Genomic DNA, 15,035 nt, shown 5'->3' on the forward strand with positions numbered 1-15,035 from the left:
CCCGCCCCCGTTATGGTGCGCGCGGAATGACAAGGATCTACGACCATGCGACGACCCGATCCCTACATGGAACGCGCCCGCGAGCTCTGCCTCGCCGCCGGTGTCGACCCCGACTCGCGCGTCGGCGAAGGACGCGGCCAGCCGGCCTGGTGCCTGTACAAGGACGCCGCGCGCAAGGAGCATCTTGCCCGCGAGGCCAATGCGACCGCGAGCTCGATTGCCGCGTTCCGGACGCAGGACGCCCGTTTCCAGAATGCGCCGCTGAAGGTGTTCGGCCCGCATGAGGAGGCGACGATCGCGCAGATGCGCAATTGCATGGCCATCGGCAATGTCGTCTCCGGCGTGATCTGCGCCGACGGCCATCTCGGCTATGCGCAGCCGGTCGGCGGGGTGATCGCCTATGAGAAGCAGATCAGCATCTCCGGCGTCGGCTTCGACATTGGCTGCGGCAACATGGCGGCTCGGCTCGACACGCGCTTCGACGACATCGCGGGGATCGCTCCCACGATCATCCGCGACGTCGCCAAGGTGATCTCGTTCGGCGTCGGACGTGCCAACGCGGAACGGGCCGAGCACGACCTGTTCGACGACGGCGAGGCCTGGCGCGAAAGCGACATGGAGGACTACCGTCAGAAGGCGGTGAAGCAGCTCGGCACGGTCGGATCGGGCAACCACTATGTCGACCTCATGCGCGACGAGGAAGGCTTCGTCTGGATCGGCGTCCACTTCGGCAGCCGCGGTCTCGGGCACACCTCCGCGACGCGCTACCTCAAGGCCGCCGGCGGCAAGGACGGCATGAACGTCCCGCCCGCCGTCGTCGACGAGGACAGCGAGCTCGGCCGCCGCTACATCGCGGCGATGCAGCTCGCCGGGCGCTATGCCTATGCGGGCCGCGAATGGGTCGTCGAGCGCGTCCGCCAGATCATCGGCGGCAGCGTGACCGAGAGCGTGCACAACCACCACAATTATGCCTGGCGTGAGACCCACGACGGCAAGGATCTGTGGGTGGTGCGCAAGGGCGCGACGCCGGCGTTTCCCGGCCAGAAGGGGTTCGTCGGCGGCTCGATGGGCGACGACGCCGTCATCCTCGAAGGCGTCGACAGCCCGGAAGCCAAGGCCTCGCTCTACTCGACCGTGCACGGCGCCGGCCGCCTGTTCGGACGACGTGAGGCGAAGCGGCGCTTCTCGCGCGAGGAGATGGACCGTTGGCTGAACGAGCGCGGCGTCACCTTGATCGGTGCCGACCTCGACGAGAGCCCGATGGCCTATCGCCGCCTGCCGGACGTGCTGGCCCAGCACGCCGGCACCGTGCGCGTGCTGCACACGCTGCGGCCATTCGCCGTCGCCATGGCCGGCGAAGGCGAGTTCGATCCGTGGAAGGACTAAAGCGAAACCGTGGGCGGGAGGCGACGTCTCCCGCCCACGTCACTCCGTTTTTTTCCTTTGAATCTGGTTGTCTCTCATCTCGTCAGATATTCGCGCATCAAGGCGCGGGCGCGATGCAGCCGCGCCTTCACGGTCTGCCTGGTCGCGCCGAGCGCGGCGGCAATCTCATCGATCGTCATCTTCTTGACGTCGCGCATCAGCGCGACATCGCGATAGTGCGGCGGCAGGGCCTCGAACGCCGCGGCGACGTCGAGCCGCAGATCGGCCTCAGGGCGCAACAGCAGTGCGGCCTCCGCCTCGCCCTGATCGACTGCCGGTACAACGCCGGCCCGGCGCGCGAGCCGCAGGCATTCGCGCCGGACCACGCTGAACAGCCAGGCCGACAACGCCAGCAGCGAACGGATCGTGCCGACGTGGCGGAACAGGATCCACAGCGCCTCCTGCGTCGCATCCTCGGCGTCCGCCGAGCTGCGGCAGGTCGCGCGCGCATAGCGACGAATATCCGGCTGCGTCGTCTCGAGCAGACGCGCAATCGCCTCGGCATCGCCGAGCCGCGCGGCCTCGAACAGGTTTGGCGAGATCGCCGCCGCGCTCACGACATCCCTCCCTTGCCGATGCCTGCCATCGCGCACATCGGGCAATAACCGACGAAACCGGTCAGCGCGAAGCCGGCGCCACCGAGCGCGACCAGCCATGCTGTCGCGCCGGCAAGATAAACGAACGCCGCAGCCGCCACCGCAATCCCCAGGACGACCCGCACCACCTGATGCAGTCCGCCGATGTTCTTCCGATAGAATCCCATCACATCCTCCGATATGGGCCGAGACCGATTGCCTCGACCAACAAGAGGACGCGATGGCCAAGAAGGATTCGCGCTGACGGAAGATTTTTTTGCGATCAGGCTCCGACCGCCTGATAGGCCAGGCGCTTGAACTCGAAGAAGAACGGATTCCAGAAGCCCATATAGCGCTGGGCCATCAGCACGCCCGCCGTATTGGCTTCCGGACAGATCCACCAATGGGTCCCGGCCAGGCCGCCCCATTGGAATTCACCGGTCGAGTTCGGCGGATCGAACGGTGTCGGCGCGAAGGTGACGGCGCCGCCGAGGCCAAAGCCCTTGCCGGGAATCGGGCCGAGATTGGCAAAGCGGATGGTCTGGCCTGCGGGCAGCTGGTTCGTCATCATCTGCCGCAGCGTTTCCGGCTTCAGCAACGCATCGGACCCGGGCAGCAGCGCACACACCAGCGCGAGCATGTCTGGCAAGGTCGAGACCAGACCGCCGCCGCCCGAGAGCCGCGGCAGCGGCCGCCGATAGGCTTGCGGGTAAGGCAGATGGTCGGCCCGCGTGAGGCCGGGCTTCATGGGGTCGAGCACGTCGGCGCCGTTGTAGAGCGCGACCAGCCTGCCCTGCTGTGTCTCGGGGACATAAAAGCCGGTGTCGGTCATGCCGAGGGAATCGAAGATGCGCGCCTTCAGGAAGGCGTCGAGCGGCTGGCCCGAGACGACCTCGACCACACGGCCGAGCACGTCGGTCGCCACGGAATATTCCCAGGCCGTGCCAGGGTGATAGGACAGCGGCAGGTCGGCGAGCCTGTCGATCATGTCGCTGAGCGGCGTTAGCGGATTGAGCACGCGCGCCTCGTTGTAAGCCTTGAACAGCACCGTGCCGGGATCGAAGATACCGTAGCTGAGACCGGAGGTGTGGGTCAGGAGCTGGCGGATCGTGATCGGACTCTTCGCCGGCTCGACATCGGCAAGGCTCGAAGCGCCCTGCTTCAGCACCTTGCGATTGCCGAGCTGCGGCAGGAATTTTTCGACTGCGTCATCGAGCCCGATGCCGCCTTGCTCGACCAGCAGCATGATCGCGCAGGTGACGAAGATCTTGGTGTTGGAGAACGCGCGGAAGATGTGGTCGGGCCGCAATGCGGTGTTGGCCTCTCGGTCGGCAAAGCCCACGCATTGCTGATCGACCACCTCGCGGCCGCGCAGCACGGCCCAGGATACGCCGGGAATGATCTCCTGATCGACGTAGCGCTGCATCGCCGTCCGTACGGCGGAAAAATCAGTCGTTCTGGCGTCCATGTGCTCCCCCCCGATTTGTGGTTGGAATCGATATAGCGCGATTTCTCAGGATATGAAGCCCACGGTGCAGCTCATCCCTGCTTCATCAGCACGGTGACCTGCAGCCGGCGCCGAATCCGCATGCCCTGCCGCTGGTACAGCGCGATGGCAGACGTATTGCTCGCGAACACGTGCAGGAACGGAATTTCGCCGCGCGCCTCGATCTGGCGCGCGATGGCGGCGAGCAACGCCTGTGCGTAACCGCGACCGCGATGATCGGGATGCACGCAGACCGCCGTCATCTCGGTGAAATTGCCCGGCTTCATCCGCTCGCCGGCCATGGCGACCAGCTCGCCGCGTGCACGGATGCCGAGGAATGTGCCGAGCTCGTGCGTCCGCGCCGCAAACGGCCCGGGCTTGGTCAGCTCGGTCAGCGCCATCATGGCGGGAACGTCAGTCGCGCCGAGGCGGACGATCTCGGCATCGCGCAGCGAAGTGTCGGCGGGCGAGCCGATCAACTGCTCGCCGGGCTCCGCGAGCAGCACCTTGAAGCTGGCGGGAATTTCGACGGGCTCGGGCGTGAACAGCACCGCGACTTGCGAGCCCGACATGAGATCGCCGAGCGCCGCAAAACTTGCCGCGGACATGTCCGCCATATCGGCAAACGGCGTCATGTCCACGGGATAGCGCAGAGCCCGCGGGCCGCCCTCGGCCAGATGCTTCTGGCTCGTCGTCAACGCGCTCCAGATCGGGCGATCCAGCAGCGCCTCATCGCTCGCGGACATCGGCCTAATCCTTGTCGAAGCTGACGATGACGGCGGCATTGGCGATCAGGATGGGATCGTTGGCCACTTCCGTGGCCGAGGGGATCTCCAGCCCGCCCTTGACCGCGGTGACGGTCACGGTGCCGTAAGGCAGCTCCTTGGCGACGGCTTCCTTGTCGACGGCTTCTGGATTCGGCACGCCGATCGTGACGTCCACGTACATGTCGTTCGCGGTCTTGCCGATCATCCGGAAGAAGCCGAGGCTGGAATGCCTGATGGCATCGGAGACCGCGCGCTTGGCCGCCTTGGTGGCGTCCCTGCCGTGGACGTCGACGCCCATGCCCATCTCGGTGACACAACGAACGCGAGGCATGCTTTATTCCTGTGGCTGGTTGGGTAGTGGAGAGTTTCGACGATCGGCACGCCCAACACAAGTGTGGTTGTCATGTTGAACCGAGACGTGCGCCACAGGCTCCGTCATTGCGAGCGCAGCGAAGCAATCCAGAATCTTTCCGCGGTGACAGTCTGGATTGTTTCGTCGCAAGGGCTCCTCGCAATGACGAACGGTGAGAGCGTCGCACAAAATTCACGCCTTCGCCTTCTCGTGCGCCCGCAGCTCGTCGACCAGCACCCGTACGTTCTCCGAATAATCGATCGGGACCACGACCAGATGCACGCCGCCTTCCCTGAAGGCGGCATCGAGCGTCGTGCCGAAGCTGTCGATGCTTTCGATTCGATGACCCTTGGCGCCATAAGCCTTGGCGTATAGTGCAAAATCCGGATTGCCAAACGTCATGCCGTAATCGGCAAAGCGGTCGACGGCCTGCTTCCAGCGGATCATGCCGTAGGCCTTGTCCTCCAGCACCAGCACGACCAGGTTGAGCTTGAGGCGGACCGCCGTCTCTATCTCCTGGCTGTTCATCATGAAGCCGCCGTCGCCGGCAACCGCAAGCACGCGGCGGTCGGGATAGAGCATCGCGGCCATCATCGCCGACGGCAGGCCGGCGCCCATGGTCGCCAGCGCATTGTCGAGCAGCAGCGTGTTGGCGACGCGGGTGCGGTAGTTGCGCGCAAACCAGATCTTGTACATGCCGTTGTCGAGGGCGACGATGCCGTTCTCCGGAATCACCTGGCGGATGTCGTGCACGATGCGCTGCGGCGTGGGCGGCCAGCGCGCTTCGGTGGCGCGGTCGGCGATGTGCTTCAGTATCTCTTCGCGCAGCGGCAGCAGCGCCCCGGCCTGCGGCAGCTTGCCTTCGAGGCGATCCGCCAGCAGCTCCAGGCTCGGGCCGACGTCCCCTACGACCTCGGCATCGGGGAAATAGACCTGCTCGACGCTCGCCGGCGTGTAGCTGACGTGAATGACCTTCGGGCCCGAGGGCCCCATGATGAAGGGCGGTTTCTCGATCGGGTCGTGACCGATCGCAACGATCAGGTCGGCAGCGTCAATGGCATCATGCACATAGTCGCGCTCGGATAAGGCGGCAGTGCCCATGTAGAGATTGGTGCCGCCGGGCACGGTGCCCTTGCCCATCTGAGTCGTGAAGAACGGAATGCCGGTCCGCCGCACGAAGCTTGCGATGCCGTGTGTCGACCGCGGCCGGCTGGTCGCAGCGCCCATCATCACCAGCGGGCGCTTGGCGGCCATGATCATCTCGGCGGCGCGGTCGAGCGCGGCGCGATGGGCGACCGGGATTTCGATCGGATGGACCGGGATCACGGGGACCGCAGGCACCTCGTCCCCGGCAACGTCCTCGGGCAGTTCGAGATGCACCGGCCCGGGCCGCTCCTCCATCGCGACGCGAAAGGCGTCGCGCACCACGGTCGGGATGCTGGAGGCGCTGACGATCTGCCGCGAAAGTTTCGTGAGCGGCTTCATGGTCGCCACCACGTCCACGATCTGAAAGCGGGCCTGCCGGCTGCTCATGATCGGCTTTTGACCGGTGATCAGGATCATCGGCATGGCACCGAGATGCGCATAGGCGGCGCCCGTCGACAGGTTGAGAGCACCCGGGCCGAGCGTCGACAGACAAACGCCGGGCTTGCCGGTCAGCCGCCCGTGGGTGGCGGCCATGAAGGCCGCGGCCTGCTCGTGGCGGGTCAGGATCAGCTCGATCCTCGAAGCACGCAGCGATTCGACCAGATCGAGATTCTCTTCGCCGGGGATGCCGAAGATGCGGTCAACACCCTCATTCTCCAACGCCGCGACAAACAGGTCCGATCCCTTCGCTTTGCGTTCCATCCCGCCCAATGCCGCCTCCGCTCGTTGTGAATTCAGACTCCCCGAGCGGCCGCATGGTAACGGCTCGCGACACGGGAACAACTCACAAAGAGGCGCGCAACTGCAACTCGATCAGCTCTCGCTCGATTGACAAGCCGCGATATCTGACTAAAGTCAGATATCATGCTCGATCCCGTCTCCCGCGTTCGCCGCTTCAACCGCGCCGTCACCTCTGCGGTCGGAGCGCTCGATACGTCGTTTCTCGGGCGCGGCCGGCCGCTGGGTGCCGCGCGCGTGCTCAATGCGATCGGGCACGGGCGATCGGACGTGGCGGAGATCCGCGACTATCTCGGTCTCGATTCCGGGCTGATGAGCCGGCTGCTCCGCAGCCTCGAGGACGAGGGGCTGATCGAGACCGCCGCACGCGAGGACGATGCGCGGCGGCGCATGGCAACGCTCACACGGGCGGGCCGGCGCGAGTTCGCAGCCTACGAGGCGCTGTCCAACGCGCAGGCCGAAGGCCTCCTCGCGCAACATTCGCAACGCGAGGCGTTGCTGGCGGCGATGGACCTGATCGCCTCCGCGCTGACGCGCGAGCGCGTCGCGCTGGAGGAGACGGATCCGCGCTGCGAGCAAGCGCGCTACTGCCTCGGCGAGTACTATGCCGAGCTCGGCCGCCGCTTCAGCCAGGGCTTTGAGGTCTCGCTGTCACGCGACCCCGACGCCAAGGACATGCGCCGGCCGCGCGGCACATTCCTCGTTGCGATGTCGGACACGCTGCCGATCGGCTGCGTCGGCTTGAAGGGCACCGATCACGGCTACGCCGAGATCAAGCGGCTGTGGGTCGCGCCCGCCGCGCGCGGGCTGCGGCTCGGCCGCCGCCTGATGGATGCGGCCGAGAGCGCCGCGCGCGAGCTCGGCATCGCGCTGCTGCGGCTCGACACCAACAGCGCACTGCCCGAAGCCGGTCAGCTCTATCGCAGCACGGGCTGGCGCGAGATCCCGCGGTTCAACGACGATCCCTATCCGGACCTCTTCTTCGAAAAGCGCCTCTGACGCTGGACCGGTTCGCGGTCCTCGCGCGTTGGTCGAGGCCGTGGGAGCTTCGATAATGATGAGAGACGACCTCGCCGACATCTACCGCGCCTACATCGCTTGCCTGAATCGGCGGGATTGGCCGGCACTCGGACAATTCGTGCATGAGGAGGCCACCCACAACGCGCGGCCCCTTGGGCTTGCGGGCTATCGCGCGATGCTGGAACGGGATGTTCGGGAGATCCCCGATCTGCAGTTCCATATCGAGATGCTGATCTCCGATCCTCCCCGCATCGCCGCCCGATTGAAGTTTGACTGCACACCGGTCGGGACATTCGTTGGTCTTGCGGTCAACGGGCGGCGCGTGTCCTTCTGCGAAAACGTCTTCTACGAATTTCTCGACGGCAAGATCCGGCAGGTCTGGTCGGTGATCGACAAGGCCGCGATCGAGGCGCAGCTCTGACGCCACGCCTCGATCTCGAATTCACGCCGCCGCGGGCGCCACCTCGCCTTGCGGCTTTGCGAAGGGGCGGAACGTCATCGCCATCAGGAAGGCCCCTAAGCCCATCGCCCAGGAGGCGATGTAGAGCCAGGCATAGCTGGAGAAGGCATCGTAGATCAGGCCGCCGGCGAGCGGGCCGGTCGCCATGCCGAGGCTGCCTGCCATCGCCGTGCCGCCGATCACCGTGCCCATCATCTTGAGCGGGAAGTTCTCGCGGATCAGAACGGCATAGAGTGGCATAGTGCCGGCATAGATGAAGCCGAAGATCGCGCCGACCGCATAGAACGTCGTCAGCTGTTGCGCGAAGACATAGGCGAGCGCGCCGAAGGCCTGCAGCAGCAGGCCCGAGACCAGCACGCGCTTGGCGCCGAAGCGGTCGCCCATCAGGCCGAAGGCGATGCGCCCGCCGAGGCCGGCAAATCCCTCGATGCTGTAGATCGTCACCGCTGCGACCAGCGGGATGCCGCAACTCACGGCATAGCTGACGGTGTGGATGATCGGGCCGGAATGCGTCGCGCAGCAGAAGAAGTTGGTGGCGAGGAGGATCAGGAATTGCGGCGAGCGCAACGCCTCGCCCATCGACATCTCGTTTTGTCCGGCGGTTTCGCCGGCGGGCGCGGCCGGACCTTGCGCGAGCGCCGGCGGACGGCGCACCAGGAACGAGACTGGGATCATGATGGCGCCGACCACGAGCGCGATGATCTGCATCGAGGTGCGCCAGTCGTGGCCGGAGACGAGCCAGGCCGCCAGCGGCGACATCGTCATCGGCGCCATGCCCATGCCGGCGGAGACCAGCGACACGGCGAGGCCGCGATTGGTGTCGAACCAGCCCGTGACGGTCGCCATCATCGGCGCGAAGATCGCAGCGCAAGCGGCGCCGACCAACAGGCCGAAGACGATCTGGAATACGAGAAGCGAGGTGGCGTGGCTCGCCGCGAACAGGCTGAGCGTCAGCACGACCGATCCGGTCAACACCACCGGCAGCGGCCCGAACCGGTCGGACAGCGTGCCCCAGGCCATGCTGGTGAAGGCCATCGCCAGAAAGCCGATCGTCATCGCGCTGGAGATGCCGGTCACCGACCAGCCGGTGTCCTTGGTGATCGGCTGGAGGAATACCGGCAGCGAAAACATGCCGCCGATCGCGACGCAGCCGAGCACGCCGCCGGCGGCGACGATCACCCAGCGATAGTTGGACGAAGTCATTTCAGTCTCCCGTCAGGTCTGTCTCGCGTGAAAGACGAACGGGAACTGCGCCCGCCGACAGGCCGACGTCATTTTTGCCGCACGCTTTCGTGAGCGGCCAGCAAAACTCGAAAAACAACCCCATGCACAGTAGCCGGCGCTAGCGGGATCAATGACTTACCTACCAGGAACGACAGCTCAGCGGCTCCCTGTCCTCGCGCGACATCATCACAGATCGGTTTGACACGTCGGGCAAAACAGCCGCAGAATGACAGCATCCCACACATATTGATCTGGTCCGCGATGTTCATCGTGATGATGCTTCGCGCCGCCGGTCTGTTGGTGGATTGCAGGGAGTCCCACATGCCAAAGATCGACGTCGCCACCGTGCCGGCTCGCAAGGGCTCCGGCTATCCGGCGCCTTTCAATGCGCCTTGCGCCGAGCGCATTCGCAAGCGGCTCGGCGATGCCGGAGGCTTGTCGGATTTCGGCGTCAACCTGATGCGCCTGCCGCCGGGCACCTGGTCGAGCCAGCGGCACTGGCATTCGCACGAGGACGAGTTCGTCTACATTCTCGAAGGCGAAGTGACGCTGATCGAGGATGGCGACGAAACCGTGCTGCACGCCGGCGATTGCGCCGCCTTCCCCAAGGCCAGCGGCAACGGCCATCACATGATCAACAGGTCGAGCGTGACGGCGGTCTATCTCGAGATCGGCTCACGCTCGCCAGCCGACCTCATCACCTGCTCCGACATCGACATGATGAGCCCGGCATCGGACGGCCGCTTCCTGCACAAGGACGGCACGCCCTATCTGTAAGTGACATTGCGGCTCACAGGGCCGCACTACGGCGCCAGTCGCCGACCGTGAGCCAGACCGCCGAGACCAGGAAGTAGATCGCGCCGACGGCGGCATAGCCCGCGACATTCGCAATCGACGGCACCGCAGGCGTCGCGGCCTGGAAGATGAAGAAGCCGCCCGCCAGGGCCGACTGGCCACCGCTGAGCACCATGGCCCATTGCGCGCCGAGACGCTTCCAGCGCCGCACGGCCGTGCCGAGCTGGAGCAGTCCGGACAGGATCGCCCAGGCTCCGAAGATTCCGAGCACCCAGTTCATACTGACCTGCAAGGCCAGGATGACCGCAATGGTGGTGGCGAGGCTGACCAGCACGTTCAGGCCCTGCGTGCGGTTCTGGTTCAAGCCACCGCTCCAGAGCGCGTCGAGATAATTGGCGGCAGCGTCCCACGCCGGATAGGCAACGAGCAACGTCGCTGCGATCACTGCCGATGACGGCGCGATCGCGAGGGCCGCAATGACCCAAGCGACGGAAAACGCGGCACGCATGAAGTAGTACTGTTTCAGCCATTCCGCCTGGTCGGCGCCCAAAGCCATCTCGCTGGTTCTCATTTTCTGTTCCTTACCTACTAGTTGGTAGTTTACGTACGGCGCCGAAGCACCGGCCTGCCCGGCCTGTGCCGATCTCGTCAGTGCCTGGTGGAAAGCCGCTCCAGCAGCGGCCGGGTGATTGTCCCGAAGATTTTTGGATCGCCATAGGCCCGCGCCGACAGCATCGCGCCGTGAACGGTTGCCATGAATCCCTCCGCCTCGGCCCGCGCGGTGCCGGAGAGATGGAGCCGGCCTTGCCGCTTGCCGCGCTCCATCACCGAAGCCAGCCACGACGACACGGAGCGGAAATGCGCGCGGACTTCGAGCGCCACTTCCTCGGGCAGAATCGGAAGCTCACTGGCAAGGAGCGCGCAGACGCAGAAGGGAGCCGTCGCATCCTTGATGCACGCCTCCCAATAGGCGATGTAGCTTTTGAGCTGCTCGGCGGGGTCGGCGACATTGCGCTCGAGCGCCGACAGCCCTGCCTGGGCCTCCTCGCGATAGCGCGACACCAGGGTGCGGACCAGATCGACCTTGCTGGCAAAGTGGTGGTGGATGCTCGGCTTGCGGATGCCGACGACATCGGCGATGTCGGCGTAACTGAAGCCGTTGTAGCCGCCCGCGATGATCAGCGTACGGGCGCAGCCAAGAATGTCGTCGGCGGTCGAGGAAGCGGTGCTCATGGCGCTTAGCTACCTTCCAGTAGGTAGGCGGTCAAGCGAGGATGCTTCAATGATCCGTGAGTGAGTGGTAGGAGCCCTGCATGACCATCCGCCCGATCGTGCGCTATCCCGACCGCCGGCTTGCGCTGCCGGCCCGCCCCGTCACCGCGTTCGACGATTCCTTGCGCGAGCTCGCGCAGGATCTGCTCGACACAATGCGCGCCGCGCCCGGCATCGGCATCACCGCGCCGCATATCGGCGTGCCCTTGCGCGTCGTGGTGCTGGAGCTCGACGCGAAGGACGGCCCGCAGACCTACGTCAATCCGGAGATCACATGGGTCTCGCCGGAGATGATCATGCACCGCGAAGGCAGCGTCTCGATGCCGGGGATCAACGACGAGGTGCAGCGACACGCGCGGGTGCGGATCAGCTATCGGGATCTCGACGGCAACATGCACACCGAGGAGTCCGAAGCCCTGCGAGCTGTCTGCCATCAGCACGAGATCGACCAGCTCGACGGCATGTTCTGGATTCAGCGGCTGTCGCGGCTGAAGCGGGAGCGGCTGGTGAAGAAGTTCGAGAAGATGTCGCGGAATTCGTAGGGTGGATTAGCGCAGCGTAATCCACCTGAGTACGACAAAATGAGAGAGATGGTGGATTACGCCGCCCGCTGCGCTTCGCGGCGGCCTGCTAATCCACCCTACGCTACTGCCTGTGTGGGACACCCCGGATTACGCTGCGCTCCATCCAGGCTACGGAGCCGATTACGCCCTCTTCCCTGTCCGCTTGATGATCGGCGCCTTGCGACGCTCGCGCTTGCCGCGCGCGATCTCGGTGGCGAGCGCGTCCAGCTTCGGCTCCCAGAAAATCCTGAACTGGCCGACCCAGGCATCGACCGCTTGCAGCCCGGCGGCGTCGACCGAATAGAGGCGCCTTTGCGCCTCCGCCCGGACGCTCGCAAAGCCGCTCTCGCGCAGCACCTTGAGGTGCTGCGAGACGGCCGCCTGGGTGATGCCGAACTCGGCCCTGATGACTTCGACGACCTCGCCGGACGCCATCTCCTTGAGGCCGAGCAGCTCGAGGATGCGGCGGCGCACGGGATCGGCGAGGACCTCGAAGGCGTGCATCAGCTTCCGGTGCCGGGATGAACGATGTCGGGCGGCATCTCGCCGCGATAGAATGCGATGGTGCGGTCCGAGCGCTGCTTCGCCTCGTCAGGATCGACCCCGCTTGCGACATGCGCCGCACGCCAATATTCGCCGCTCGTCGTCATGAAGTCCTTGCCCTCGGGCGAGACCATCCACGCCTCCGCCGTTTCATGATCGACCGATGCCCCGGTCGCAAGATATCGCTCAAGTCCCGCAAGCGCGAGGTCCCAACCGATACCGACCGCACCCGGACCGAACTGATTCCAATGATCCTCGATGATCGCGGTGTGCTCAAGCGTCAGGCGCGCCTGGCTCCGCTCGGCTTTCAGGCTGACGTCGATCCAGCTCGTGGCGCCGCCGAATTCCCAGGTCGCGGCGAAATGGGTGGGCGGCGTGCAGGACGTGATGGTGCCGCCGGCATTGCCCTTGACCTGGTAGCGTCCGCCGAGCCGGAGGTCGCCCTCGACCGGCGCAAACCAGCGCGGGATCCGCTCCCTGCTGGTCACGGCGTCCCAGAGATCGTCGACGCTGGTGTCGTAGAGCCGCGTTAGCGTCACCGCGCTCGCCGGCTTGCCGTCTCTCTCCAAGCTCCTCACCGAGCGCGTCACAAGCCCCAAGACCCTGGCGACGTCGATCTGCATTTTCGGTTCTCCCTGTGGTTCATCCGCCGAACAAATATCGATCGCGACTAATATAAGTCAATACTTATATTGCGCGACGTTCCGCTGCGTCAAACCGCCCGCGAGGCGGAACCAAACAACGGCCACGGCGTCTATCGGTGCCCTCCCCCAGCTCCACAAGACGGAATGACCTCATGAAAGTTCGCAAATTCGCCATCGCCGACGCCTCGCTCGAGCGCTCACCGGGACAGGATGGCGATATTTTCGTCGCCAACATGGTCGACCAGCGCCACGGCGGACCTATCACGATCGGCTTCGGCCGCTACGCGCCGAACCAAAATCTCAAGGAGACGATGAAGGTCGACGATGTCATGATCGTCCTCGAAGGGAAGCTGTCGGTCACGAGCGACGGCAGCACCGTGACCGCGGGGCCCGGCGAGATCGTCCATATGCCGAAGGGCGAGACGGTCACGATCCGCTCGCACGAGCAAGGCGCCGTCACCGCCTATGTCACCTATCCGCATTGGCAGGATGCGCATGAGTGAGGCACGAGCTGCGACGCCCTACCCGCCGGGCATCAGCGCCTTCGCCGGCTCGTAGGGCGGATTAGCCGAAGGCGTAATCCGCCATCTGCCAACACGGCGCGGCGAGAGATGGTGGATTACGCCGGCGGGCTGCGCTTCGCGCAACCGCAGGCTAATCCACCCTACCCGCCCGTCACTAGCGCCTTCGCTAGCGCCATGTAGGCCGGCAGCGTCACGGGATCGTTGGCGGCGTTACCCGCCATCGGATGCGAGGCGTAGCGTGCGATCACCATCTCGGCCTTGGGATCGATGTAGATGCCCTGGCCGTAGACGCCGCGCGCCATGTAGGCGCCGTGCTCATTGTGCGTGATCCACCATTGATTGCGGTAGGAGGCGCCCGGCAGTGTGGTGTAGCCGGCCGGCTTGAATTGTTCGGGATCGCCGCCGCGCGCGATGTCCTCGACCACCTGCGACGGCACGATCTGGCGGCCGTTGAAGCGGCCGTGGTTGCGCATGGTCTCGCCAAAGCGAGCGAGATCGCGCAATGTCGTGGAGAGACCGCCGCCGCCGCTCTCGGTGCCTATGCGGTCGACGTGATAATGCGCGTCCTCCTCAGCGCCCATCGGCTGCCAGATCCGCTCGGACAGGAGGTCGGACAGCGTCAGGCCGCTGGCGCGCCTGATGATCCACGCGAGCACGTCGGTGTTGACGGTCTTGTAGGCAAAGGCCTTGCCGTGCTCGCCTTGCTTCTTCTGCGCGATGAGGAAATCGAAGATGGTGGTGGGGCCGTCATAGCCCGGAGGGATCGGCGCCATGCCGTTGGCGCGCCTGAGGCCCCACACGTCCGAGTTCTTGTCGGTGTAGACCTCGGTGTAGAGCAGCCCCGTGGTCATATCCATGACCTCGTGCACACGCGCATCGCCGAACGCGCTTGGCTTCAGCTCCGGAACATAGTCGACGACGGGCGCCTGCGGATCGACCTTGCCCTCAGCGACCAGAATCCCCGCGAGCACGCCGGTGAACGACTTCGTCACCGACATCGCGATATGCGGCTTGTGCGGCTTCAACGCGCCGAAATAGCGCTCATAGATCAGCCTGCCCCGATGCAGCACCGCGATGCCGTCGGTGTAGGTCTCCTCCAGCATCTTTTCGAACGTCATGGGTCGGCCGTCCATCGTGACCGAGGCAACCCGGCCGATGTCCTGCTCCGCCCGCGGCAACACCGACGCCGGCCCTGCCCCGCGCCAGACGTTCACGGTCGGCACGAGCTGGCGGATGTTGCTCCAGGCCCAGCGCAGCTCGGGGAAGCTGCGGAAGGAGCCGTCCTGGAAGGTGATGAGGCGGTCGGGGGATGGCGGGAAGCCGCGCATATAGCCGAGGGTTTCGGGGTCGGTTTCAGCGGCAGCAGGCTGCTGGCTGGCGGCAGTCGCGACGGACATTAAGCGGGCTCCTTGGAGACGATGCGGATGTCGTATCACGGGAGCAGAGGTCGGGCATCCGACGTTTGTGCCGGGGAGCTACGCACAGTCGGGATGACGTGGCC

Annotated in this window: 18 protein-coding genes; 6 read left to right on the forward strand and 12 right to left on the reverse strand. The window is 65.4% G+C overall.

Going from position 1 to position 15,035, the window contains the following annotated elements:
* The first annotated feature begins 45 nt into the window (after positions 1–45).
* The gene (locus I6F36_RS08745) at positions 46–1,386 is read left to right on the forward strand and encodes an RtcB family protein (RefSeq protein ID WP_036022627.1); all 1,341 of its coding nucleotides are present in this window, start codon (positions 46–48) and stop codon (positions 1,384–1,386) included.
* Between the two features lie 74 nt (positions 1,387–1,460).
* Here I6F36_RS08745 and I6F36_RS08750 read toward each other — a convergent pair whose 3' ends face one another.
* From I6F36_RS08750 to I6F36_RS08775, 6 genes are all read right to left on the reverse strand, one after another.
* Positions 1,461–1,982 (reverse strand): sigma-70 family RNA polymerase sigma factor, encoded by a 522-nt coding sequence (locus I6F36_RS08750; protein ID WP_225171285.1) that lies wholly within the window; start codon positions 1,980–1,982, stop codon positions 1,461–1,463.
* Positions 1,979–2,188, reverse strand: a complete 210-nt coding sequence (locus I6F36_RS08755; RefSeq protein ID WP_036000902.1) for a DUF2892 domain-containing protein — start codon at positions 2,186–2,188, stop codon at positions 1,979–1,981. Before I6F36_RS08755 ends, I6F36_RS08750 begins: the two co-directional genes overlap by 4 nt.
* Positions 2,189–2,283: 95 nt before the next feature.
* Complete coding sequence (locus I6F36_RS08760; protein WP_225125731.1) at positions 2,284–3,468, reverse strand: serine hydrolase; 1,185 nt, start codon at positions 3,466–3,468, stop codon at positions 2,284–2,286.
* Between the two features lie 71 nt (positions 3,469–3,539).
* Positions 3,540–4,232: a GNAT family N-acetyltransferase gene (locus I6F36_RS08765; RefSeq protein WP_225125732.1), complete on the reverse strand. Its 693-nt coding sequence runs from the start codon at positions 4,230–4,232 to the stop codon at positions 3,540–3,542.
* 4 nt (positions 4,233–4,236) lie between these two features.
* Complete coding sequence (locus I6F36_RS08770) at positions 4,237–4,584, reverse strand: Lin0512 family protein (protein WP_225125733.1); 348 nt, start codon at positions 4,582–4,584, stop codon at positions 4,237–4,239.
* A 213-nt stretch (positions 4,585–4,797) separates the two neighbouring features.
* The gene (locus I6F36_RS08775) at positions 4,798–6,453 is read right to left on the reverse strand and encodes an acetolactate synthase large subunit (protein ID WP_225125734.1); all 1,656 of its coding nucleotides are present in this window, start codon (positions 6,451–6,453) and stop codon (positions 4,798–4,800) included.
* A 162-nt stretch (positions 6,454–6,615) separates the two neighbouring features.
* Between I6F36_RS08775 and I6F36_RS08780 the strand changes: the two genes are divergently transcribed.
* The gene (locus I6F36_RS08780; RefSeq protein ID WP_225112235.1) at positions 6,616–7,488 is read left to right on the forward strand and encodes a bifunctional helix-turn-helix transcriptional regulator/GNAT family N-acetyltransferase; all 873 of its coding nucleotides are present in this window, start codon (positions 6,616–6,618) and stop codon (positions 7,486–7,488) included.
* Between the two features lie 55 nt (positions 7,489–7,543).
* A complete protein-coding gene (locus tag I6F36_RS08785; RefSeq protein ID WP_109144036.1) occupies positions 7,544–7,930 on the forward strand; it encodes an ester cyclase in 387 nt (128 codons plus the stop codon).
* A gap of 21 nt (positions 7,931–7,951) precedes the next feature.
* Here I6F36_RS08785 and I6F36_RS08790 read toward each other — a convergent pair whose 3' ends face one another.
* Positions 7,952–9,172, reverse strand: coding sequence for an MFS transporter (locus I6F36_RS08790; protein ID WP_225125735.1), 1,221 nt, complete (start codon positions 9,170–9,172; stop codon positions 7,952–7,954).
* A 342-nt stretch (positions 9,173–9,514) separates the two neighbouring features.
* Here I6F36_RS08790 and I6F36_RS08795 point away from each other — a divergent pair, with 342 nt between their 5' ends.
* Complete coding sequence (locus I6F36_RS08795; RefSeq protein ID WP_225125737.1) at positions 9,515–9,970, forward strand: cupin domain-containing protein; 456 nt, start codon at positions 9,515–9,517, stop codon at positions 9,968–9,970.
* A gap of 13 nt (positions 9,971–9,983) precedes the next feature.
* Here the strand turns inward: I6F36_RS08795 and I6F36_RS08800 are convergent, their stop codons facing one another.
* Together I6F36_RS08800 and I6F36_RS08805 are read right to left on the reverse strand one after the other, a co-directional pair.
* Positions 9,984–10,559 (reverse strand): DUF308 domain-containing protein, encoded by a 576-nt coding sequence (locus tag I6F36_RS08800; RefSeq protein WP_225171286.1) that lies wholly within the window; start codon positions 10,557–10,559, stop codon positions 9,984–9,986.
* Between the two features lie 77 nt (positions 10,560–10,636).
* Complete coding sequence (locus tag I6F36_RS08805; RefSeq protein WP_036000944.1) at positions 10,637–11,221, reverse strand: TetR/AcrR family transcriptional regulator; 585 nt, start codon at positions 11,219–11,221, stop codon at positions 10,637–10,639.
* 80 nt (positions 11,222–11,301) lie between these two features.
* On the opposite strand from I6F36_RS08805, the gene I6F36_RS08810 reads away from it, so the two are divergent.
* On the forward strand, positions 11,302–11,802 hold the full coding sequence (locus I6F36_RS08810; RefSeq protein ID WP_036034193.1) for a peptide deformylase: 501 nt from the start codon (positions 11,302–11,304) through the stop codon (positions 11,800–11,802).
* Positions 11,803–11,964: 162 nt separating this feature from the next.
* On the opposite strand, the gene I6F36_RS08815 is transcribed toward I6F36_RS08810, so the two are convergent.
* Positions 11,965–12,327, reverse strand: coding sequence for a helix-turn-helix transcriptional regulator (locus tag I6F36_RS08815; protein WP_225171287.1), 363 nt, complete (start codon positions 12,325–12,327; stop codon positions 11,965–11,967).
* Positions 12,327–12,989 (reverse strand): SRPBCC family protein, encoded by a 663-nt coding sequence (locus tag I6F36_RS08820; RefSeq protein ID WP_036000961.1) that lies wholly within the window; start codon positions 12,987–12,989, stop codon positions 12,327–12,329. Before I6F36_RS08820 ends, I6F36_RS08815 begins: the two co-directional genes overlap by 1 nt.
* Before the next feature lie 173 nt (positions 12,990–13,162).
* On the opposite strand from I6F36_RS08820, the gene I6F36_RS08825 reads away from it, so the two are divergent.
* On the forward strand, positions 13,163–13,513 hold the full coding sequence (locus I6F36_RS08825; RefSeq protein WP_225171288.1) for a cupin domain-containing protein: 351 nt from the start codon (positions 13,163–13,165) through the stop codon (positions 13,511–13,513).
* Positions 13,514–13,674: 161 nt separating this feature from the next.
* On the opposite strand, the gene I6F36_RS08830 is transcribed toward I6F36_RS08825, so the two are convergent.
* Complete coding sequence (locus tag I6F36_RS08830) at positions 13,675–14,931, reverse strand: serine hydrolase (RefSeq protein WP_225171289.1); 1,257 nt, start codon at positions 14,929–14,931, stop codon at positions 13,675–13,677.
* Between the last annotated feature and the right edge of the window lie 104 nt (positions 14,932–15,035).

The organism is Bradyrhizobium sp. BRP19 (assembly GCF_020194195.1).
Classification (GTDB): Bacteria; Pseudomonadota; Alphaproteobacteria; order Rhizobiales; family Xanthobacteraceae; genus Bradyrhizobium; species Bradyrhizobium yuanmingense.